Annotated in this window: 26 protein-coding genes; 7 read left to right on the top strand and 19 right to left on the bottom strand. The window is 32.9% G+C overall.

What is annotated here, in order from left to right; translation table 11 throughout:
• Positions 1–49 precede the first annotated feature (49 nt).
• Entirely contained in the window at positions 50–2,455 is a 2,406-nt protein-coding gene (locus JK636_RS17945; protein WP_202750349.1) for a virulence-associated E family protein, read from the top strand.
• A gap of 537 nt (positions 2,456–2,992) precedes the next feature.
• Here the strand turns inward: JK636_RS17945 and JK636_RS17940 are convergent.
• From JK636_RS17940 to JK636_RS17925, 5 genes are all read right to left on the bottom strand, one after another.
• Positions 2,993–3,871: an SIR2 family NAD-dependent protein deacylase gene (locus tag JK636_RS17940; protein WP_243428263.1), complete on the bottom strand. Its 879-nt coding sequence runs from the start codon at positions 3,869–3,871 to the stop codon at positions 2,993–2,995.
• Positions 3,846–4,658: a protein-ADP-ribose hydrolase gene (locus JK636_RS17935; protein ID WP_202750348.1), complete on the bottom strand. Its 813-nt coding sequence runs from the start codon at positions 4,656–4,658 to the stop codon at positions 3,846–3,848. The genes JK636_RS17940 and JK636_RS17935 overlap by 26 nt, the downstream gene beginning before the upstream one ends.
• 7 nt (positions 4,659–4,665) lie before the next feature.
• A complete protein-coding gene (locus tag JK636_RS24070) occupies positions 4,666–4,986 on the bottom strand; it encodes a 4Fe-4S binding protein (RefSeq protein ID WP_338025796.1) in 321 nt (106 codons plus the stop codon).
• Positions 4,983–5,297, bottom strand: coding sequence for a pyridoxamine 5'-phosphate oxidase family protein (locus JK636_RS24065; RefSeq protein WP_338025795.1), 315 nt, complete (start codon positions 5,295–5,297; stop codon positions 4,983–4,985). Before JK636_RS24065 ends, JK636_RS24070 begins: the two co-directional genes overlap by 4 nt.
• Before the next feature lie 274 nt (positions 5,298–5,571).
• On the bottom strand, positions 5,572–5,973 hold the full coding sequence (locus JK636_RS17925) for a pyridoxamine 5'-phosphate oxidase family protein (RefSeq protein WP_202750347.1): 402 nt from the start codon (positions 5,971–5,973) through the stop codon (positions 5,572–5,574).
• A gap of 152 nt (positions 5,974–6,125) precedes the next feature.
• On the opposite strand from JK636_RS17925, the gene JK636_RS17920 reads away from it, so the two are divergent.
• Positions 6,126–6,449 carry a winged helix-turn-helix transcriptional regulator gene (locus JK636_RS17920; protein ID WP_202750346.1) on the top strand — a complete coding sequence of 108 codons (324 nt, stop codon included), beginning with the start codon at positions 6,126–6,128 and terminating at the stop codon, positions 6,447–6,449.
• Positions 6,450–6,629: 180 nt separating this feature from the next.
• On the opposite strand, the gene JK636_RS17915 is transcribed toward JK636_RS17920, so the two are convergent.
• From JK636_RS17915 to JK636_RS17890, 6 genes are all read right to left on the bottom strand, one after another.
• Positions 6,630–7,211 (bottom strand): NAD(P)H-dependent oxidoreductase, encoded by a 582-nt coding sequence (locus tag JK636_RS17915; protein WP_202750345.1) that lies wholly within the window; start codon positions 7,209–7,211, stop codon positions 6,630–6,632.
• Positions 7,212–7,721: 510 nt separating this feature from the next.
• Positions 7,722–7,943, bottom strand: coding sequence for a DUF2922 domain-containing protein (locus JK636_RS17910; protein ID WP_202750344.1), 222 nt, complete (start codon positions 7,941–7,943; stop codon positions 7,722–7,724).
• A gap of 36 nt (positions 7,944–7,979) precedes the next feature.
• Positions 7,980–8,204 carry a DUF1659 domain-containing protein gene (locus tag JK636_RS17905; RefSeq protein WP_202750343.1) on the bottom strand — a complete coding sequence of 75 codons (225 nt, stop codon included), beginning with the start codon at positions 8,202–8,204 and terminating at the stop codon, positions 7,980–7,982.
• 139 nt (positions 8,205–8,343) lie between these two features.
• The gene (locus JK636_RS17900) at positions 8,344–8,514 is read right to left on the bottom strand and encodes a YvrJ family protein (protein ID WP_202750342.1); all 171 of its coding nucleotides are present in this window, start codon (positions 8,512–8,514) and stop codon (positions 8,344–8,346) included.
• A gap of 109 nt (positions 8,515–8,623) precedes the next feature.
• Positions 8,624–9,082 (bottom strand): MarR family winged helix-turn-helix transcriptional regulator, encoded by a 459-nt coding sequence (locus tag JK636_RS17895; RefSeq protein ID WP_202750341.1) that lies wholly within the window; start codon positions 9,080–9,082, stop codon positions 8,624–8,626.
• A gap of 299 nt (positions 9,083–9,381) precedes the next feature.
• Positions 9,382–9,861 (bottom strand): hypothetical protein, encoded by a 480-nt coding sequence (locus tag JK636_RS17890; RefSeq protein WP_207751774.1) that lies wholly within the window; start codon positions 9,859–9,861, stop codon positions 9,382–9,384.
• A 212-nt stretch (positions 9,862–10,073) separates the two neighbouring features.
• On the opposite strand from JK636_RS17890, the gene JK636_RS17885 reads away from it, so the two are divergent.
• The gene (locus JK636_RS17885) at positions 10,074–10,220 is read left to right on the top strand and encodes a YvdQ family spore coat protein (protein ID WP_202750340.1); all 147 of its coding nucleotides are present in this window, start codon (positions 10,074–10,076) and stop codon (positions 10,218–10,220) included.
• A gap of 129 nt (positions 10,221–10,349) precedes the next feature.
• Here JK636_RS17885 and JK636_RS17880 read toward each other — a convergent pair whose 3' ends face one another.
• Both JK636_RS17880 and JK636_RS17875 read right to left on the bottom strand, forming a co-directional pair.
• Positions 10,350–10,673, bottom strand: a complete 324-nt coding sequence (locus tag JK636_RS17880; protein ID WP_202750339.1) for a hypothetical protein — start codon at positions 10,671–10,673, stop codon at positions 10,350–10,352.
• A gap of 116 nt (positions 10,674–10,789) precedes the next feature.
• Positions 10,790–11,056, bottom strand: a complete 267-nt coding sequence (locus JK636_RS17875) for a hypothetical protein (RefSeq protein ID WP_202750338.1) — start codon at positions 11,054–11,056, stop codon at positions 10,790–10,792.
• Positions 11,057–11,316: 260 nt separating this feature from the next.
• Between JK636_RS17875 and JK636_RS17870 the strand changes: the two genes are divergently transcribed.
• The 4 genes from JK636_RS17870 to JK636_RS17855 all read left to right on the top strand — a co-directional run bounded on the left by JK636_RS17870 (position 11,317) and on the right by JK636_RS17855 (position 14,230).
• Positions 11,317–12,243 (top strand): alpha/beta fold hydrolase, encoded by a 927-nt coding sequence (locus tag JK636_RS17870; protein WP_338025794.1) that lies wholly within the window; start codon positions 11,317–11,319, stop codon positions 12,241–12,243.
• Positions 12,244–12,480: 237 nt separating this feature from the next.
• Positions 12,481–12,987 (top strand): hypothetical protein, encoded by a 507-nt coding sequence (locus tag JK636_RS17865; protein ID WP_202750337.1) that lies wholly within the window; start codon positions 12,481–12,483, stop codon positions 12,985–12,987.
• A 237-nt stretch (positions 12,988–13,224) separates the two neighbouring features.
• A complete protein-coding gene (locus JK636_RS17860) occupies positions 13,225–13,416 on the top strand; it encodes a cold-shock protein (protein WP_202750336.1) in 192 nt (63 codons plus the stop codon).
• Positions 13,417–13,660: 244 nt separating this feature from the next.
• A complete protein-coding gene (locus JK636_RS17855) occupies positions 13,661–14,230 on the top strand; it encodes a serine/threonine protein kinase (protein WP_202750335.1) in 570 nt (189 codons plus the stop codon).
• 64 nt (positions 14,231–14,294) lie between these two features.
• On the opposite strand, the gene JK636_RS17850 is transcribed toward JK636_RS17855, so the two are convergent.
• From JK636_RS17850 to JK636_RS17825, 6 genes are all read right to left on the bottom strand, one after another.
• Positions 14,295–14,954 (bottom strand): ABC transporter ATP-binding protein, encoded by a 660-nt coding sequence (locus JK636_RS17850; protein ID WP_202750334.1) that lies wholly within the window; start codon positions 14,952–14,954, stop codon positions 14,295–14,297.
• 16 nt (positions 14,955–14,970) lie between these two features.
• Positions 14,971–17,568, bottom strand: coding sequence for an ABC transporter permease (locus JK636_RS17845; RefSeq protein WP_202750333.1), 2,598 nt, complete (start codon positions 17,566–17,568; stop codon positions 14,971–14,973).
• 74 nt (positions 17,569–17,642) lie between these two features.
• The gene (locus tag JK636_RS17840; protein WP_202750332.1) at positions 17,643–18,896 is read right to left on the bottom strand and encodes a sensor histidine kinase; all 1,254 of its coding nucleotides are present in this window, start codon (positions 18,894–18,896) and stop codon (positions 17,643–17,645) included.
• 8 nt (positions 18,897–18,904) lie between these two features.
• The gene (locus JK636_RS17835; RefSeq protein ID WP_202750331.1) at positions 18,905–19,597 is read right to left on the bottom strand and encodes a response regulator transcription factor; all 693 of its coding nucleotides are present in this window, start codon (positions 19,595–19,597) and stop codon (positions 18,905–18,907) included.
• Positions 19,598–19,809: 212 nt separating this feature from the next.
• Complete coding sequence (locus tag JK636_RS17830) at positions 19,810–20,226, bottom strand: hypothetical protein (RefSeq protein ID WP_202750330.1); 417 nt, start codon at positions 20,224–20,226, stop codon at positions 19,810–19,812.
• Positions 20,227–20,319: 93 nt separating this feature from the next.
• Positions 20,320–20,808: a C-GCAxxG-C-C family (seleno)protein gene (locus tag JK636_RS17825; protein ID WP_202750329.1), complete on the bottom strand. Its 489-nt coding sequence runs from the start codon at positions 20,806–20,808 to the stop codon at positions 20,320–20,322.
• Positions 20,809–21,095: the final 287 nt, after the last annotated feature.

The raw sequence follows: 21,095 nt of genomic DNA, 5'->3' as shown, positions 1-21,095 counted from the left end.
ATTCACTTCTGAATTTTACGGTGTTTTTTTTGCATAAAGGAGGGAAACCATGCTAATAAATGACAAACAAATTACAATATCAGCTGCGGGCAGCCGAAAAGCTACCTTCTGGCCACAGCAGAAGCTTTATTGGTCAGAGCTTGTGGAGAAGCTTAAAACGCCTGCCAGAGGAACAGAAACCTTGGCAGAATATCTACGCTATCCTAAAACTAGGCAGGACGAGCTTAAGGATATAGGCGGCTTTGTAGCTGGAACACTTAAAGACAACAGAAGAAAAGCAAGCAATGTGCTGACGAGAGATATTATAACTTTAGATTTAGACAACATTCCGACTGGTGGTACGCAGGAGGTTTTAAGAAGAATAGATGGTCTAGGCTGCAGCTATGCAGTTTATTCTACAAGAAAGCATGAAGAGGCAAAGCCAAGGCTTAGGGTACTTGTACCACTTAATAGACCTGCCACAGCAGATGAATATGAGCCTATAGCTAGAAAACTAGCTCAGATAATTGGCATAGAGCTCTGCGACCCAACAACCTTTGAAGCTTCAAGACTTATGTATTGGCCAAGCTGCTGTCTAAACAGCAATTATGTTTATGCATATGGTGATAAGCCCTTTCTTGATGCAGATGGAATACTTTCACTATACAAGGATTGGAGAAATGTTTTAGAATGGCCGGAGGTGACTGGAGCGCAGCTTAACTCTGTAAAACAGGCAGCAAAGCAGGGGAATCCGATTGAAAAAACCGGAGTTATAGGAGCCTTCTGCAGAACCTATGACATATATAAAGCTATGGAGGTATTTCTTTCCGGAGTTTATATACCTTGTGAGGATGGCTCAGGCAGATTTACCTACAGCGGCGGCTCAACTACAGGGGGTGCAGTAGTTTATGAGAACGGAAATTTCCTGTATTCTCATCACTCCACAGATCCTGCAGGTGGGAGGCTTGTAAACTCCTTTGACCTTGTTAGGCTTCACAAGTTCAGCGAAATGGATAATGAAGCAAAGATAGATACACCAGTCAATAAGCTGCCTTCCTATACAGCCATGTGCGAGCTTGCGGTTAGTGATGTAGAAGTTTCAGCCTTATTAAACAAAGAAAGGTATGAAAAAGCAGTGCAGGATTTTGCTTTGTCTCCTGAAGCTGCCGGCAAAAATGATTTCTCCTGGATAGCAAAGCTTAAGATAATACCTTCCACAGGAGCCATAGCAAAGACTACAAACAATCTTCTTATTATCTTTGAAAATGATCCGCTTTTAAAAGACAAAATAGCTTTTGATGAATTTGCAAGCAGAGCTGTGGTTATGGGAGCTGTGCCTTGGGATGCAAATCCAGAGCAGAGGCAATGGGGAGATTTAGACGATAAGGGAATCCGTTGGTATGTGGAAAATACCTATGACATAGTAAGTCCAAATAAAGTTGATGATGCTCTTGGAATATGTGCCAATAATCATTCTTTTAGCAGAGTGAAGGACTATCTTACTAAGCTTCAATGGGACGGCATAAAGAGGCTGGATACTCTCTTAATAGATTACCTTGGTGCAGTTGATACTACCTACACCAGAGCAGTTATGCGTAAATCCTTAGCTGCAGCAGTGGCTCGTGCCATGACACCGGGCTGTAAATATGACTATATGCCGATACTTGCAGGACCTCAGGGCATAGGCAAAAGCACCTTTTTAAGAATTCTTGGACAAAGCTGGTACTCAGACAGTCTTCAGACCTTTGAAGGAAAGGAAGCTTCAGAGATGCTTCAGGGTATATGGATTAATGAAATTGGAGAGCTCAGCGGCTTTAATCGTTCAGAAACTAATGCAATAAAGCAGTTTTTAAGCAAAAATGAAGATATCTACAGAGAGCCCTTTGGAAAGAGAACAAAGGCTTATCCAAGACGCTGCGTATTCTTTGGAACTACCAATGACAGCGAGTTTTTAAAAGACAGGACAGGCAACAGACGTTTTTGGCCTGTGGATGTGGGATTAAAGCCTGCCGCTAAAAACGTGTGGAACAACCTGCCTCTGGAAGCAGATCAAATATGGGCTGAAGCATATCTCTACTGGCAGCTTGGAGAAAAGCTGTTTTTAACTGATGAAGCAGAGCTGCAGGCAAGGCTTGAGCAGGAAGCACACTCTGAAAGCAATGCAAAGGAAGGTATTATCCGAGAATTTGTTAATAGACCTATCCCGATAAATTGGGATAAGCGTACCTTAAATGAAAGGCGGCTTTATTGGGCCGTAGAGTATGAAAATGATAATTCAGAAACGATGGAGCGGGACAGAATATGTTCGGTGGAGATATGGTGCGAGTGCCTTGGAGGGGATTTGAAATATATGAGAAGGGCAGATTCCGTTGAGATAAACAGTATTTTAGAAAAGCTGCCAGGCTGGAAAAGGCTTAATACGCTGTATCGTTTTGGAAGCGCTTATGGTCATCAAAGAGGTTTCATTAAAGACTAAATTCTGTTAACATTCACCTGTTAACATTGTTAACATTCAAAAGCACAATGTTAACGAGAATGTTAACGGCTTGAATGCTGATGAATACTAGCTTTATATTACTTTGTTATTATTGTTAACATTAAATTATATATAAATATAAAATAGATAATATAGGTATATATAGGTTATATATAATATACCTAATAAGCCTATATAAGTATATATAGTAGGTGAATGTTTTAATGTTAACAAACTCAAAGATGACTAGATAGCCTGAGGAAAAATATCATTGAAGAATATCTTAGAAACAAAGTTAAATCAATGTGAGGAAAAGGTGCAGGAATATGGAGGGACTAATTAAAGAAGTTTAACTGTTTTGCCCGGCTGGGTATAAATATGAGATTGAGAAGGCGCTGGGGAGGGTGAACTAATCAGCTGGAAGATACTTGGTGAAGACTTGTATATTGTTGCAACTTCTGAAGAAATATAATACTTTTCTTCAGAAAGATAAGTGGAAAGCAGTTTAAGGGGGTTAAAATCACCTTAAACTGCTTTCTATTTTTTAAAGCGAGCAGCATTTATCTCTGTAAGTACCATCTGTATATCTTCATTAAAAGTTAAAGATTTAGATAGTAGCTTTTCAGGTATATCAGGATACTGCATATTCATTCGAATAAGTACCGCATTAAGATGTTTCATTGTGATTTTTTCAAAAGGCCAGCGTATAATTCCAGGTGTATTAAAGCCGACACCTAACTCTATAAGAACTAATTTACCATCCATGGAATTGTTGACGTAATCCATATAATCCTTTTGTTTTTCCATATGTGGGGCTTCAACAAAGGTATCATCTACACGAAGATTTTTTGACATGTAGGAGCCGCATTTAGGACAACGAGGTATGTCTTCTTCCCGTATTTCAAACTTATCTTTATCCATATTAGCAATCATTTTATCAATGAAAGTCTTATTATCATAAAGATCATTACTACAGGGTTTGTCACATTGGAAAAGGCCGTAATTGCCCTGAGGAGCAAAGATTTTTTCTTTATCAAAACCAGCCTTAACAAATTGCTCATCTACATTTGTAGTTATAATAAAATGATTTTTATCCTTCAGTATTTCGTATAAATCGAGATAAGGCTTTAGTGCAGGGGCTTCATAACGTATTTTATTAATGTGATTTGCCCAATAGGCCCAAAAGCTTCTTCTATTTGAATCATCCGCATTCCAGTAGAATGAGATTGCTTCACCTATGGTTTCAATACCAAGCTCTGATAACTTCGGGAACCATTCTATAAATAATTCACTATCACCATAATTTAATCCTCCGGCTGCTGAAAGACCTGCGCCGGCACCTACAAGTATATAATCTGCTTCCTTAATAAGCTTCGCTGCTTTAGTTATATTATCTGAATAATTTTGCATATTCATTATAATCCTCCCCTGTGAAAACATTAAAAATAATTCTGTCAAACCTTTCTGGATTTTCCCTAAGCCAGTTACATACAGATTCTACTGCTATTTGTGAGGCCTTGTCTTTAGGAAACCTAAATTCTCCGGTAGATATACAGCAGAAGGCAATTGTTTTTATATCAGAATACTCACTGGCTTTGTTTAGACAGGAGGTATAGCATGATGAAAGCATTCGGCAGTCTTCCTTAGTTAATTTATCATCTATAATTGGGCCAACAGTATGAAGAATATATTTACTGGGGAGATTATAAGCCTTAGTAATTTTAGATAGACCTGTAGGTTCATCAAACCCTTGATTTTCCATAATCTCATCACATTCAAGTCTTAACTCTACACCAGCAGCTGAATGAATAGCATTATCTATGCACCTATGAAGAGGTACAAAACAACCGAGAAGCTTTGAATTGGCGGCATTAACAATGGCATCTGCACTTATAGAAATAATGTCACCCTGCCAAAGTACCAATTTTTCAGAAAAGGGTATTGACCTTCCCTTAAATGCCTCTGCTATGGTAGGTAATTTGCATGGATCAACCGGGTTTCTATTAACTGTTTCTTCCTTTAAAAGTTCATCCTGTAATTTAAGAATTTTTGAATCTATGGGCTCAGGTTCTCTTATATTCATTAAAGCTCTTAGAAGGTTTCTTTTTTCTTTATAATCAGAGGGAATAGAATTAATGTGTACATCTCTATTTTCATTTATAAAATATTGTAATAATTCATTTAAAATTTCTTCTTTATTCATAACATCACTACTTTCTAATTGATAGCAATTGAATTGCATTTGAAGGACAGCTCTCTAGGCATAGTCCACAATGCAAGCAGTTTTCCTGTCTTATAAAATAAGGTGCTCCTTTATCTATACATTGCTCAGGACAGATTTTTGTGCATTCATTACATCCAATACATTTCTCATCAATTACATACTGTGAGTGTTTTTCTTTTTTATCACCTAGAGTAAAAGTATCTCGGTATATAGGTTTAGATGACAAATCAAAATACTCACCTTGACCTTCATAAAGCTGAAAAACTTCAAGGGCATGACGGGCATTTTCATGATATATTTCTTTCATGTAGGGATTTTGTTCAAAACTTCATTTAACAAATGCTGTCCTACATTTCTTACTTTACCTCTAATAGAGATTGCTTTTTTCGTAAGAGAGTCCCCACTTCCAGAAGTCATGCCGGTAATTGCAACAAATTTTTGCTTTTCAAGCTGTCTGTAAAACTCCTTGCCCTTTGCAGTTATAAAATAGAGGCTGTCATCATCCACTAACATAATATCGATGATTCGGACCTGGGGAAGTCTACTTTCATCCACAGTTGCAAAGGCTGTAGAGTGAATTTCCTTATGAAGTATTTGAAGATATTCTTTTGCGTCCATTATATAGCCTCCCTAATATTTCTAATTCTATATCAAAAGATTATAAATCTTTAAATTTCGCTTTTATAAACTTTTACTACCTTCTAATCATTAGTATAAACAATATAGTATAAATAGTTAAGTAAACACTTTATAGTAACATAGTTATCTCTCGGTAACTATTAGTATTGCTAGTTTAAGCAGCATATTATCTTTCTACATACAAACAGGGTAAGTGTCCCAGTATTATAAAATATAACTGGGGCACATCATAATATCCTAATGAGGACTTAAATTAAAGAGTGTATTCTGCAGGGGGATTACCTGAGAAATCAGCTATAACTGCCTTTGCATCCTCTAGATAGAACACTTCAAATATTGGATTATCTGCAGTCTGATATTGACCTTTTACAATAGGGTTATTCATGCATGCTTCTTTTACAGTCATGTTGTTTTCAAATACAACCTTGCCGTTTAAGCGAATCCATGCATAGGTTGGACTGGAAACTGAAACTTCTACATAAGGATTAGCTTGTATATCCTTGTAAACATCCTTTGTATTGTTAGTGCAGAACCATAGATTGCCCTCTTGTTCAAAACAGAACATGAAAGGACGGCACTTTGCCTTTCCGTCTACACCAACAGTTGCAAGATACTGCACAGGGTTTTCTTGTAAAAACTTTACTACTTCATTCATATTTAACATCTCCACTTCAATTGATTTTTATCGGCTACAATTATATAATAGATTCAATAGTATAGTTTCGCAAGTAAGCACTTTAAAGTGCTATAGGTACCTAAAAGTAACTAATGGGTATTTTTATGATTTAAAAGAAAGAAGGATAGTTGATGAAAAAAGAATTACCTGCTTGTCCGGTTGAAACAACTCTTTTGCTTATAGGAGATAAGTGGAAAGTATTAATATTAAGAGACTTAATTGAAGGCACTAAAAGGTTTGGAGAATTAAGAAAATCTATTGGATCTATAAGCCAAAAGATGCTTACACAGCAGTTAAGAGACATGGAGGAAGATGGTTTAGTCGAGAGAAAAGTTTATGCTGAAGTACCCCCAAGAGTTGAGTATTCTCTTACTGAAGACGGAATTAGCTTGAAGCCTATCTTGGATTCTATGTTGGCTTGGGGCGAACAATATAAAGAAAAAATCAAACCATAATTCACAGGCAAACTTCCTTAAAAGCTATGTTATGAATATAATCAGTGATAAAAATATGGATGATAATATCCTACATATGAAAATTGGCAGCGAAGGCTCTAAAAGCAAGTAAATAACTATAGAAAATAATAACAGCACTTGGTTTAAATTTCAAAAAACAAGTGCTGCTATTTATTGTATTTACTTTATAGATTTTATTATGTTTTCAACTTCCTTTAAATAATCTTGACGAGTTTCATCTGGAACATAAGGTACAGCACCAAAGAAGGTGTGATTGATTACTTCTATTCCACAGAAATTAAAGATACCTTGGTCAGTTGTTTGCTTCATTGAATTGTGCATTCCGTTCTGAGCGTAAACATCATTTGGAGTTCCAGTCGTGCAGAATAGTAATCCTTTCTTGCCTTTTAGTAATCCATTTGGTGCTCCGTTTACATATTCATAGCCAAATCCATAGGATAAAACTCTATCAACATAACCTTTTAGCATAGCTGGCAGTCCAGCCCACCAAACAGGATATACAAACGTAATAACATCAGCCCATTTAACATGTTCCTGTTCAGCTTTAATATCTTCTGGTGTATTCCCACTTTGAAAAGCTACGAAATCTTCTGGCTTAAGTATAGCATCGAATCCAATTTCGTAAAGATCTCTAATTATTAAGCTGTCTCCTTTTTCTTCAACGGCCTTTTGAATAGTATCAACTATTCCTTTGCCAAAGCTCTTTGGATTTGGGTGTGCAAAAACTACTAGATGATTCATAAAATAACCCTCCTTTTTATTTCCAGTTTTAATAAATATTCAATACTTATATAATATAACCATCACCTGCATATGTTAGACATTATTAATCGTTTGAAGATATATGCTATAAATATTGATAAAATTTATTAAGCTTTAAGTAAATATTATATTATAAAGAAAAATACAACAAGTAAGCACTTAGAAGTGCTATACTTACCTGCAGGTAACTAAAATAATATCCAAATGAGTGAATGATGTTTATAATTTGATTTGTAATTTATCTTAGATGTTAGAACTGGAGGCAATTAGGAAGAATATTTACAAAAAAAGAAAATATTGATTTGTTGAAAGCAATTATTAGACTTAGACTTGACTCTTACACATAATAGGTATTTTAGAAGCTATGAATATTATTATTTTGATATATAGATTAACAAACATCTTATAGATATTTTAAGTCACAACATGCTTATATGATTACCTGCAATATAAGCAAACTAAAAGAGGTACCGCTCGGTACCCCTCCAATTATCTAACTACAAGATCAGTAACATTTTTCTCAGTTACCTGAGCTGAATGTTTAGTTATTAAATCTCCGCCGGTTGAAGAAAATATGTTTCCTGCTATTATAGTATCCATAACAACAGACACTTCCTGCTGACTTACATTATCTTTAACGCCTGGAAGCGTAATATTGGCTTTTGTGCCTTCTTCATTTAAAAAAGTCATTACTAAACTTTTATCTGCCATTTAAAATTCCTCCTTTCACATTAATAGTCAGTTCAATTATTCATTAACTAAAACACTGTCGTCGCTTCTTCCTACGCTTACAAACTCATTCTTTAACAGGGAGCCTAAAGCTGTTCCTATTTCAAGAAGCTTATCAGGAGTTGCTGTCACTTTTACATTTGAAAACTTCTTAGCCTTTATAATGTCCTTTCCATTTGAGTCGATTCCGGCCTTAAACTTGATGCTTAAAGCTGAGCTTACAGGTGTGCTTACTACTGCCATACTTATTCACCTCCTTGTTTGAATTCTGATTACAAACATATATATGCAGTTTTGAGAGCATTTTAAGGTTTGACTTGGGATGTATATACAAAAAAATCACTCCCGTAACAATTAAAGTTGTTACAGGAGTGATTTTTGCTTATGCGGATTTTCGCTCATCATTGCCAGCAAGCTTTACTGAAAGTATGGCTGAAAGCTGGTTTATTGAAGCAGCCAGACTGTCAATTTTCCCTTCAATCCTGATAAGTAAATAAGCAGCAACTGCTATGGGAAAACCTACATTTGCAATAGCTTTTAGAAAATCTTCCATGGTATTCCTCCTCTCTTGATAGGATATTTATAAATATGCAGAAAGAGAGGAGGTTTTGGAAGTTATGATTATTTAGACTTTTAGGAAATCATAAGAGAAAATTATGTATTTAAAATTTACAGTCTCGCAAGTTGTTTAAAAGTTCTTTATGTACTCGAATTAAAACCTGAACATCCTCTTGGCTTATTTTTTTTAAAGCTAAAGCCATAGCTCTATATGATAGGGCGTTTTCAGAAGACTTTTGAGATAGTTCTTTACCTTTTGGCGTTGAAGTTAAATGAATTTCCCTTCGGTTTTCTTCAGTAATTTTCCTATCAATAAGTTCTAAATTAACAAGACTATCAACATTGACGCTAACCGTACTTTTGGGGAGATTTAACTTGTCCGTAATCTCTTTAAGAGTTATTTCAGGAAAGGCACTTACTGTATTCAAAATACCCATCTGCTGTAATGTAAGTCTGAGACTATCAGCATTTTGTGATGTAAACCTTGTTAGAGTTCTGCTAATTGACATAAAAGATTGAACCACTTCTCCAGCCTGCTTAACCTTGAGAGTGTTGTTATCCATAATAGTAATCCTCCAATAAAAATTTAAAATAATCCACAATGGAACGGTTCAATCATGAACTATATTAATTATATCACTCATTATTAAATTTGCAATAAGTGATAACAGGTTTCTTAAAGGAAGGGTTAAGGAGCCTGAGGCTGCGGGGATAAGAGAGATGAGCAGGTTGTAATTTTTGTAGAGAAGGAGAGCAGCTGGAGCAATTAGAAAAAGGAACAGTCATTTTAATATCGGGATCTGTTTTGGAGTGCAAAACGAAAAATCACACCGAAGTATTAGTGTGATTTTTGTTTATTTACTTACTGGTAATTTTTTGATATTTTTAAAACTAAATATCTAATAACAAATCCAATGACTAACCCAATAAAAATACATGCCATAGGTAAAAATATGGGTCCCAGAAGCACTCCTTTTATTCTGTATATCTTGGAGTAGATTACACCCACTGTTTCAACATATGCAGCAATAGCAAAAGGCAAAAACAGCAAAGGTTTCTCTTTTTCTTCGCAGGCATCTTTGTATGCATCCCATATTGAATATAAATAAACACACGGGTAAAACATTAACCATTGATAGTTAGATAACTCCACTGCTTGCTCAGTTTGGCCTAAAAAACTTAAAACAATTGCTGTGTTTATATTTGCTTTAACATTAATAATAAGTTCCAAAATAATTAAAATAATTCCTTTAAAGTATTTTTTATTCATTAACTGTCCAAATCCGGGTATAGCTATGCTCCACAAAGCCTTTTCAAGTCTGCTCTCTATTGCCTGATTCAATTATTTCAGCCCTTTCCTATTTGCACGCTTAATTTATACATCTCTTGTTTAGTATAATCAATAAAGTTTGTTATTATATATAAATATTTTTCCTTAAATGAGGAATTATAACCATAGATAAAGACTTGTCTAATAGAGCAGATAGTATTTTACTAGAGAAAGGACTTTATATAAGACCTCCATACATTCAAATTCCTGATAGAGTGGAGTTTATGAAAGAAAAAACTTATATGGGTGGTTTTGTAGTAGATTTTCTAGGTAAAGAAAGACACATAAATGCAATGGAAGTTGCTCATGCTCAAATCAACTCAATGGGAAATGCTTTAATAGCAGGCTTCTCTCAAGTAATTAATGTATAATATTATAAGAAGCTGGGTATCAGCTTCTTATGTTCTTTGATTTTCAATTATTTCTTCAGCCATGGCCGTCTCCATTGCTGTAGGTTTTTCACTATTTATATCCAGTATGTTTTAACATACTTTTATTATTTAAGCCTTTTGCTTCACTGTTTTGGAGGTTCTTTTTTTTGGAGAGGTCAGCTTTGATATTTTTTCCTCAAGATCTAAAGCTTCTTGTGCTATTGCCAAACACTCAAGTTCCAGACGTTTCTGTTTTGAATGCAGCTCCTCCAGAATAGTGTTTTGAACTTCTGGCTTCACAGCCTTTAAAAATTTTTCAAAAGCCTCAGGATACTTAAATGCCTTATTACCAATATCATCTGTAAACTGCACTAAAATTTTAGTGGCCTCCTCTTCAATAACTACTCCTAAACCATAACTGATGTGTTCTACTTTTTCATTTATTAAAGTCATACCAATACCTCCTAAAAGTTTTTATACATAATAGAAACAATTTCTTAGCTTGTAAAATTATTTGTTCTTAAAAGCGCTCGGTAAACGTTTACATATTTACTTTCAAAAAAATATTTTTAAGTAAATTTAATTTTTTTTGCTTCAGACCACGGCATTTCCCCACCATAGTATCTATTTGCAATGCGTATTTGTAGTGAAAGGTCAAGAGCAGCTAAACGTTTATAAGCATATTCAAATGAGTTTATGTCTTCTTCGCAGGAATGCTTAAAGGTACATCCTTCTCCTTGACAGATAGAAAGTGTTAGCCGAGTACATCTTCCTCTTGTAGTTAAAGCACTGCAATTAGGAAATATCATTATATCCTGATGTATACTTTTCGGCATGCTATTCCCCCTTTCCAGGTTATTTTATAATAATTGGGGTATCTTTATATTCTATCACATAAAAATTAGCTGATGTAAGTAAAACTTTTTTAAATAAATTAACCAATTCTGTAAATGTAACAAGATTCTTTAAAACATGATAATAAAGTTTTAAAATAAGGTTTCTAATTTAGTTACAAGTATATTTGTGCATTATTTACAATAATATGGTATAATTAATAGTGGTCAATTAGATTTATCAAAGGAGGTTGAAGTCCTAAATGGACTTCAGCGGGAATCTTGTAAGCAGAAGTGAGCGTTCTAAGATTCCCAGTGTTTCGAGTGAAGGAGAAAGCTTAATGAAAGAGTATTTTTTAAACAAAACTAATTGTATGCTTCGCTATAATGATTTTCCGGGCAGCGATATGCCTATTATATTTATTCATGGACTTGGATGTGCTAGCTCGTTTGATTATCCGCAAGTTGCTGCACAAGAAGCCTTGAAAAATCATCGTTGTATTTTAGTTGATCTTCTAGGTGCAGGATACAGTGATAAACCTAATGACTTTGGTTATTCTGTTAAAGAACATGCAGAATATTTAATAGAATTTATTGATTTTTTAAAAATAGATTCATTTATATTATTTGGACATAGTCTTGGAGGGGCAGTTGCACTTTCTTTGGCTGAAATGTGTAAAAATAGAATTTCTAAGCTTATCTTAAGTGAATCAAATCTGGATCAAAGTGCTGAGGGTTCAACAAGCAAGTATATTTCTAATTTTGATATGAAAGAATTTATTAATTATGGATTTAATAAGTTGGTACAGGATAGCCGAATAAGTGGAAATGAGATGTGGTCAGCATCATTATCCATTTGGTTACCCAAAGCTGCCTATTTGATATCTAAATCAGCGGCAAAAGGTGAAGAGCCATCATGGAGAGAAATATTATATTCACTTGAATGTCCTAAAACATTTATTTTTGGAGAAAATTCATTACCAGACCCTGATATGCAAGTTCTATCTGATCATGGTATAAAAATACAGATTGTTAAGCAAGCTGGACATTCCATGGCTTGGGAAAACCCAAAAGGACTAGCTGAGGCAATTATGGAAAGTATCTATATAGAAAGTAATAAAAATCTTCACATTGAGCTGTCACAAAATATCCAATCTTCAAGGATTTATGGGACTGCTCAATGTGATTAGATTTTTACTTTCTATCTAGCCCCAAAAATTATATGAATCAGTGGAACTGAAGACTGTTGGAAATCTATATGTATATTTGTTACCATATTTGTGGTATACTATTATAATAGAAGATAAAAATGCTTATTTAAGCTTTTTATGTAACGAGAGCGTGTTATGCCACCTGAAGAAGGGTGGCCTTTTTAGATAATTAATTTTGGCACTAATATAATATATTATATAAAAAGGAGATTATTTATGTTTAATAAAAACTATGCTAGAAAAAGTAACATATCTATAAAAATGTTTATAAAGGAATTTGGAGGAAGTTTTACAGAGCATATGAAAGAGAGATTGATGGATCTTGAAGTCAGATGTTTTTTAACAAGGAAAGACATAGCTTACAGATTTGACTTGAAGCATGTTGAACATCTACAGTATGAATGTGCTGCTGATGGTGAAGATTCTGTTGCTGTTTCCAGTAAGGAATATGCCTATGGACAATTTGTAGTTATTGAGGAAAATCTTTATTTCTCTGAAAGCTGCCTTGAGAATAAAGATATTATGCAGTCGCCAATGGTAAGCACTATATACAATGCTTTAGACAGCGAAGGTTCCATTTTTGATGAAGGCAGAAACTTGAAGATACTAAATGATAAAAATATTGATTTTGTTGTGGATAGCATATTATCCTCATGTCCGGAAGTATCTGAAGCTTATCGTGATATTGTTAAAGGAATGATATCGAGGGCAAATAACAAATAAATTTTGGTGTTATTAAATTTTTTGATATTTTGTTTTTTACATAAACGATATAATATTGTAGTGTATTGTTTTACGACATAATGGTAATATTATTATTGAGTAAAGAAAGGGCAATACGAAAAATCAAAATGATTGCTTATTTCTGGCAATAGTGATATACTTGACGAGCTAAAAGAAAAATGTTTTTGATATAAATTTGATGTATCAAGGAAGAGATATTTTTCTAAGGAGGAAATTATGAAAACAGGTACAGTTAAATTTTTTAATACAGAAAAAGGATTTGGATTTATCGAAGTAGAAGGAGAAAAGGATGTTTTTGTTCACGCTTCTGCACTTCAAGGAGTAAGCCTTCAAGAAGGAGATAAAGTTCAGTTTGACGTTGAAAGAGGAACAAAAGGACCACAAGCATCCAACGTTGTAAAATTATAATATAAAATTGTAATATAATTTTGAAATGTCATGCCGCCTTGATAAGGTGGCTTTTTTTTATATCATTTTTTTTATAAGGTTTCTAATAATAGTACTCTCATGGCATCCTATAAATTTAAACAGAAAAATATCCCTGTTCTTGTAACCAATCCTATTCTTAATCATAAAATATAATTGATAAGGATTTTAGTTTTTTAAAAAGTATAGGATGATGCAATAATTTTAATAAGGGTGAGGATATGCTATGAAAAAGGTACCAAAATATAGGTTTGAGTATTTAGGATATGATGTAACTAAGTTAAAGCTTATAGGTCAGGGACATCAAGGCAAGGTTTATATGCTGCCCAATGACAAGGTATTAAAGATATTTTATAATCCAGAAGCATGTAAAAAACAACTAGAGGTACTTATGAGCGCAAAAAACAGCAGGTTTTTTCCTACTGTTTATGATTTTGACAGTCATTCTATTGTTATGAGTTTTGTATATGGAAGCCGTTTATCATACTATTTAAAGAATAATAACATTAATAAATCACTTTCCATTGAACTTGTAAAACTTATTGATGAACTGAAAAAACTAGGATTTACAAGGCTTGATGCGAGACTTGGCCATATATTTTTACAGCCGGACGATACTGTTAAGGTTATTGATCCAAGAGAAAGTTATGAAAGAAAACAGCCTTATCCTAAGTCTATGCTAAAGGGACTCCAGAAGCATGGCGACTTAATGCTTTTCTTTGATTATATTAAGCACGACTATCCTGAATATTATAAAAGCTGGAGAAAAATGATGTCTAGAGAGCCTCGTCATTAGAAATTTATAGGAACGCAAGTGAATTTTATAAATTCAAATCTACTTACGTTCCTTTTTAGGGAGATTATAACTTAACCTCCCCATCCGAAAGAGTGATTATCTTGTCTGCTCCTGCAGCTATTTCTAAGTCGTGAGTTACAATAACAAGTGTTTGATTATATTTTTTAGAGGATAACTTAAGCAGGTCTAATACCTCTTTTGAGTTTTTCTTGTCAAGATTTCCGGTAGGTTCGTCTGCAAATATAATAGAAGGCTTGTATATTAATGCTCTTGCTATAGCTGCACGCTGCTGCTGGCCTCCGGATAGCTGTGAGGGAAGGTGAGACCTTCTGCTTGTTAAACCCAATAGTTCTAATAACTCATTCATATAAGGTTCATCTACTTTTTGATGATCCAGCAGCACAGGCAGCTGTATATTTTCTTCCAAGGTTAACACAGGAATTAAATTAAAAAATTGAAATACAAAACCTATTTTTCTTCTTCTGAAAACAGCAAGATCATCTTCTTTCAAAGTATATATATCCTGGTCATCCATAATTATACTGCCTTTTGTAGGCATGTCTAATCCGGCCATGATGTGAAGAAGGGTGCTTTTACCGGAGCCGCTGGACCCTACTATAGCAACAAATTCTCCTTGGTTAATAGCCAAATTTATATTTTTTAAAGCTTCTACCTTTACTTCTCCGCTTCCATAGGTTTTATAGAGTTCTTTTATTTCTAACATTAAACTACCCCCAAATTTAATATTCTTTATATTGCAGTAGATTTTCTTTTTTAATTTTCCTTAAAGGAAAATATATTGCCGATATACCAACAATTATGAAAAACATTATACTTATTAAGGTTTCTTTATAAGGAAATACGTATGCTATATCATGTCCACTTCTAAAGATCTTACCGATTATTATAGAATTTAACCATCCTAAAGCAGTTCCATAGATTATTCCTATAATTGAGTATAGAATGCCTTCTAAATACATTATTTTCTTTATGCTATTCTTAGAAGCACCCACAACACCTAAAAGAGCCAGTTCCTTACTTCTTAAAATTACATTAGTATTTACTATATTAAATACATTTGCCATACTTATAAGAGCTATAAATGCTATAACACTAAAGTAAAAGAGTTTGCTAAACTTAATATATTTATCATTTTTTTCGCTAAAAATAGAACAACTATTAACTTTGCCATTGTCATAACATGTCTTCCACTTTTCTAACAGCTCGGAGCCAATATCTCCTCTTTCTTTATTGCTTACATTATCCTTATAGCTTACGACCATGCCTTTAAGCTGTGCAGGCTGTAATTTATCAAGCTCCAGCTTTTTATCAGCATCTGCTCCAATATTTTTAGGTATATTTACAGATTTTTTTTCAATCATCTTATTGTAAAGCTCCGTAGGCATGTATATTATTGGGGATGCATCACTAAAGTTTCCCTTATCGAAGAGTATGACTCTAACAATACCTAAGACCTTTACCTTCATAGCTTCACTCACTGTATTATCATTACTTTCAAATTTGCCGGCATAGGTCAAATTAGCTGTATCAATTAATATTTCATCTCCTGCCTTCAGAGTTGAAATATCTTTCTTCTTGTATTTTGTGCCGCTTAAACTTTTAAGATCTTGTTCATAGTATATTTGAGTAATAAATACACCATTTTCTTTTTTCATTTTTTCTTTGTTATTGAATTTGTTTAAAAGATATGGTGAAAGCTGATCAATAGTATCCAAATCAATGGGGACTATTTCAGATTTTATATTTGTATAATTATTGCCCTTTATATTAATTGCATCACCCTTTACCATTACTTTTTTCTCTGGTAAAAAGGTGTAAGATTTTATACATTGATATATGCTGTAAACATCTTTAACTCCATAAATTTTTTTTGTATTGTCTGCAACTAACTTTATTTGTTCACTATTATTTCTTATCATATCTTTGCTGTCTTTTTCTGTATACAAGTTAGAAAAATAATGGTTATGACTACATAGCTGCATGTCTATCGGCAAAGCTTCATAAGGAAGCTGTTCTATATTGCCGACTAAACTGCTAAATGTAATAAAGAGGGTTATTGAAAGTACAATAGAAACCACCGTTGTTCTAAATCTTCCTTTATTACTTCGAATATTTCTATTTGCTATAATTCCTTCAATGTTAAAAAGCTTATTAATAAAAGTCCATTTTTTTATATTTATCTTTTTAACCTCATAATTTCTGTTAGTGAAACAATCGAGAGGCGATATCTTTTTTACTTTTCTAAGCATAGACATTACTGATAAGTACAATGTTATAACAGTTAAAAGTATTGTTACTAAGATGCTGTACAGGGAATAATAAGTTTTTACAGTAATTGATTTGCTTAAAATCAAACTATTAAAGGCTTTAAACAGTAATGAGCCTGTGGACATACCTAACAGCAGACCAATAGGCAGGGCTATTATACCAACTATAAAAGCTTCTTTTAAAATAATTCTTTTTATCTGCTTATTAGTTCCGCCTATAGCCTTTATTAATCCATACTCCTTCATTCGTTCCATGGTAGATATATTAAAGGAATTATATATAAATACTAATGTTGAAATCATTACAATAACAGCTATCATAAAAAAAGTAATATAGTCTAATAGAGCACTTTTGCTTCTGCCTTCTCCTAATGCAGTTAATAGTGGTTCATTTTTTAAGACTTTATTAGCATCTATACTAAAGTCTTTGACTAAGCTTTCAATTTTACTATTTAATTTTCCTACTTCCTTTAACTTTACATAGACATCTGCACTATCAGACTGCATATTACTGCTTACTGAATATGCATCAAATGTCCTCATAAAAGCATTGTTAGTATATTGTGAAAAGCCTACAATAGTATAATCTATATTTGTATTATCATTTAGTCTGAAGGTTACTTTATCCCCGATATTTTTTTGCTGCTTATCTTTAAAGTCTGAATTTAATATTAGCTCATCAGCATGCTCAGGCAATCTTCCTTCTTGCAGCTTTACACCCAATAAATCAAAGCCATCTTTATTTATTTTATTGAGCAGCAGTGTTCTGTCTCCTAATTGTGTGCTTCCAAGCCTTTCGCGAAAGGCTGCTTTTTCTACTGCTGAATGTACTTTAATTGCTGGAAATTTATCCTTTTGTGTTAGCTTAAAGATAACATGATAATCTCCATCTTCCCGTAACATAGTAATAATATTTTGCTGTGAAGAATAAATCATGTGTCCTGTGCCGCTTATAAACATAGTAGCCAGTATTATTGCAATAATATTAACCAAGGTTCTTTTTTTATTTTGCTTAAAATACTTATTAGATACCTCTAAATACCCATTCATTTAGATTTCCACCCCGCTTTCATCTATGCTTATAAATATACTCTCTAATTCTTACTGCAAGATAAATACCTTCCTTACACATTTGTAAGAAAGGTAATTGTAAACTTGCTGCCATATTCCTTTGTGCTTTCTACCTGTAAAAAGCCGCCCTGACCTTCTATTATACTTTTGGAAAGAGCTAAGCCTATTCCTATGGATTCAGTGTTCTTAATACTGCTTCTGCTTTTTCCTTTATAAAACCGTTCAAAAATATGAGGCAAGTCTTCTTTATCAATACCTTCTCCATTATCGCTTATGGTAATTTTATGATAGAGAAGATTGTTTTCATAGCAAATAGAAATCTCACCCTGCTGTTTTGTATGTTCAACAGAGTTTTTTATTATATTTGTTAATGCTTCGCTTGTCCATCCTATATCATGAGAGTATGAGCCATCTTCAAGATTTACTGAAAGGTTTATATTTTTTTCTTCTATAATTATTAATAAAGGCTCTATAGCTTTTTCTATAGTTTCTTTAAAGCTTCTGCTTACCTTATTGTACTCTATTACTCCACTTTCGATTTTAGCCAGTTTTAATAATTTTTTTATAAGCCACTCCATGCTGTACAAGGAACTCCTCATTTTGCAGCCTATTTTTTCTATCTCGTTTTCATCCATGGAAGAATTGTTAATCAATGCTTCAGTAAATAAGTTCATAGAAGTTATGGGTGTTTTAAGCTGATGGGATATGTTGGCTAAGGTATCCTTTAAAAAAAACTTTTCCTTAGTAAGTTCTTTTAATGCATTTTCAAGTCTTTCTGCCATTTGATTAAAATTATGTGCAAGTACACTAAAGGAATCTTCTCCTATAAATGAAAATCTTAAAGAAAAATCTCCTTCAATAACTTTTTTTATTCCTTGATTTAGTTTTTCAATATAAATATTAATCTTCCTATAAAATAAGAGGGTAATTAAATATAACATTATAATAGAAAGGACAATAAGAATATTCACCCGTAATTTCAGGCTTTCGTAGGATTTATTTACACTAGGAATTAGCTTGATGTCCATGTCCTCTTTATAACCATAGGTAGCCATAATTTGCTTTCCGGCTTTATAATATTCTATTTTTGTATCTTGTGTAAAAACTGAAGCAATTTTATCTTCCTGAATAGAATGTGTATTTGAAAGAGCTCCAATTAATGCATAGCTTTCACTTATGTAATTGCTTTTGATTTTATCAAAGCTTATATTAATAAAAATATTCAATACAGCTATTAAAACAATTATATTTATAAGCCATAGGAGACTAAATTGTTTTAAAAAATTGTTTTTAAATATATTATTCATTTTAAAATTTACTCCTCTATAACATTTTTATCCCACTTATACCCTAAGCCTCTAACTGTTATTAGATAGCTTGGATTTGATGGCTCGTCTTCAAGTTTTTCTCTAAGTCTTCTCACATACACAGCAGCTGTATTTTCATCTACAAAATCTCCTTGAATATCCCACAGCCTATGGAGAATTTCTTCCTTAGAAATAACCTTATATGGGTACCCCATAAAATATAAGAGCAACTTATATTCAACAGCTGTTAGAATAATATCCTTTTTGTTTTTATAAACCTTTGCTGCTAAACTATTTACTTCTATATTTCCGGAAATAAGTCTTGTTTTTTGAGAATTGCTTGTCCTTCTAAGTACCGCTTTAATTCTTGACAAGAGTTCCTTAATTCTAAAGGGTTTTGTAATATAATCATCACCACCAAGATCAAAGCCTAGGACTACATTTACTTCTTCATCTAATGCTGTTAAAAAAATTATTGGAATCATGCTGTTTTCTCTTATGTACTTACAAAATTCATATCCATTGCCGTCGGGTAATCCAATATCTAAAAGAATAAGCTGAAACTCATCGCTAAATAATTGCTTTGCACTTAATAGGTCACCTGCTCTGATTACTTCGAAGCCTTCATTTCTCAAATTGTAATCTATTCCTAAGGCAACAGCCTCATCATCTTCAATCAGTAAAATTTTAATGTTATCCATACTTTCCTCCTAAAGCTTATATGAAGTAACGTATTAACAATATTCTCTTATGGAATTTATAACTAAAAAGTTAATTGATGGGTATTTATTTTATTCTAGCATAGAATCCTATTTCAGTGAATCTTGGCTAAAAACTGTAGAATAGATTTTATTAAAAAAATAAAGCTCCAAAGCACCTTACTGGTACTCTAGAGCTTCTAACTTTATCTATACTATATATTAACTTTTTTATTTTTATTAATTTTGCTATATCCTTTTTTGATAAGATAAATAACTAACCTGATGGCAAGATATACTCCAAATATTTCAATAAATCCCCATAGCCCGGCAGTTATATCCTTAAACTCCATATTACCTCTTTTTGTAATTTTCTGCTCAATCTCTATGGCAAATACAAAGACAACCATAACGGTAAAGGTATAAATAAAAGATATAACCTCAACACTGTATTTTGCTAATTGCTTAAATATAAGATTTGTAATAAGGAATATAATCATTCCTATAATACCAATTATTAAAAAATGAAGCTGCTTGTCAGTCATATTGTAACCCATGGTTTTAAATAACTGTATAAGCAGGTCATGTATATTATTAGTTATTGAAGAAATCATTTTTAACATATAAACCATTTTTATCACCCAATAATATTATAGCATACTTGTACGCATTGTTACATGGAAGATAAATTAGAAGCCGACATATAAATAGCTTATACAATAAATTTATTTTACTTCAATTTGACCATCTTCAATTAATTTATCAGCAATCCATCTTGCTACTTTTCCTGTTATGGTTATACAGTGATTTTTTCTTTCTGGGCTCTTAAAATTATCTCCAGCCCATTGTCTTGTTATTACACGGCAGCAGTTTGATTTATATTCACTTATTATATAATCATGAAGTGCTTTAGACATTTCAAACATTTTGTCATTCATAGCTTCACCTTGAACTCTTCCGTATACCATACCTAAAGCCATCTGTCCGCCTGATACAGCACCACATAAGCAGCCTGCCTTACCCATCCCGATAGGAAATCCACTTGCTAATTTAACAATGCTAGGATCATATGGTTTCCCTAAAAGTTCATTTATAGTTTGTACTACTGATTCACTGCAAAAATATGTACCACTTCTAAAAAGTTCTTCTGCATTTTCTTGTACTTTATCAAGTATTTCCTCTTTAATAAGTTCTTTAGTATCTAAAATAGTCACTATATATTCCCCCTCAAGCATATAACATAGTTATGGATAAACAACTTCAACTATAAACTTATATAGTATGAAAAGGCGGTGAAGTTTGGCCATTTTCCTACTATATAAGTTAAGTTTACGTATTGTTTATCTGTAATACGATTTTTATTATATAGTACATAACTTAAATCTACTAATAGATAAATCCAATAGAGCAGGCTGCAACTATTAAAAAACGTAATAATAAGGCTTGTCTATACTATGTTATAATATTAACATTGTTTGAAAATTTTAAGAACTTATAATGT

Source organism: Clostridium rhizosphaerae (assembly GCF_016765585.1).
In the GTDB taxonomy this organism is placed as follows: Bacteria; Bacillota; Clostridia; order Clostridiales; family Clostridiaceae; genus Clostridium_AT; species Clostridium_AT rhizosphaerae.
The sequence above is the reverse complement of the archived record's forward strand: the minus strand, read 5'-3'. Positions and strand labels throughout refer to the sequence as shown.